This window comes from Solemya elarraichensis gill symbiont, assembly GCF_002021095.1.
Classification (GTDB): Bacteria; Pseudomonadota; Gammaproteobacteria; order Chromatiales; family Chromatiaceae.
This window is the reverse complement of the sequence record NZ_MPRK01000365.1, coordinates 1-1,148: the sequence shown is the minus strand read 5'-3', so window position 1 is coordinate 1,148 and position 1,148 is coordinate 1. Positions and strand designations below refer to the sequence as shown.

Below are 1,148 nucleotides of genomic sequence, written 5' to 3'. Positions count from 1 at the left end.
CTGGCATGAAGCCAGAACGCAGAGCCAGATTTCGGGCTACAAGAACAGGGAGCTGCACGGCAACGAGACAAACCTGGAGGCCTATTACAAGTTCAATCAGGGCACCGTCGGTGGAAATAACACGGCGATTTCATCAGTCGTTGATGCCATCAACTCACCCGCCCAGGATGCATCGTTGAACAACTTTACCCTCATTGGACTGATATCCAATTTTGTTACCGGCGGCTATCTGCTCTATTCTCCGACATCGGTATCAATCACCAACGTTGTTCTTGAGTCTGTTTTTGTCGATGAGCTTCTTTCTTCCCTTGACGATAATGAACTCGAAGTCCTATTGTCTTCGTACGGTAAAAATAGAGCTGATGATTCAAGTAGCTCTGACAGAGATGAACGCATTGACGAGCTCGCAGAGCTTCTGGACCAGGACCAAGATGGCAGGGTGGCTATCTTCAAGTGGTCAACACTCGAAGAGCTTGGCACAGTCGGTTTCTATATCGACAGAAAAGATGCCGATGGAAGTCGCTGGATGCGGGTCAACAATGATCTGTTGCCGGGATTGATCGATGCGCCACTTGGCGGAGAATACCTTTACGCAGACCCCGGCGCCCTGCCGGGTGTTGACTACCTCTACAAGCTGACCGAGCAGGAAGTGTGGGGCAGTACTCGGGAGTATGGCCCTTATCAATTAAACTACTAACGCACCTTTTCGAGGCGGGGGAAGGTCGAACGAGCTTCTAGTGACTCAAGACTCTTTAACATAATAGTATAACTTTCTAATATTCTTGTAGTATAGTACGGCCTTTCAATATCAGTCATATAGACTTGTAAGGGAGTCCGCACCAAATGAAGGCAGAGAAATTCACCCTGTTGCTCTGTTATTGTGCGTTTGGGTTTCTCCTCCTCCTTTCCCCCTCGATGGCATTATCGCAATCGAATGCGCTCGATTTTGACGGCACGGATGATCGTCTTCTGATCCCAGGTGGGGCAGGTTCTGTGTTCGATTTTCAGGCGTCGGATTTCACCATAGAAGTGTGGGTCAAAACACCGCGTCCAGGTGTTGAACAGACGCTTGTTGTCTCTCAAAATTCGGCAACTACTGACACATTGCGCCTCTATATTGATGCAGCAGACCAGGCAGCTTTTTTTCT

At 48.8% G+C, this 1,148-nt stretch carries 2 protein-coding genes; both read left to right on the top strand.

Features of this window, described 5'->3' with window-relative positions:
* Positions 1–697, top strand: a 697-nt coding sequence (locus tag BOW51_RS11380; RefSeq protein ID WP_167367357.1) for a hypothetical protein, incomplete at its 5' end; no start/stop codon positions are given.
* Positions 698–843: 146 nt separating this feature from the next.
* On the top strand, positions 844–1,148 hold a 305-nt coding region (locus BOW51_RS10970), incomplete at its 3' end, for a LamG-like jellyroll fold domain-containing protein (protein ID WP_135568296.1).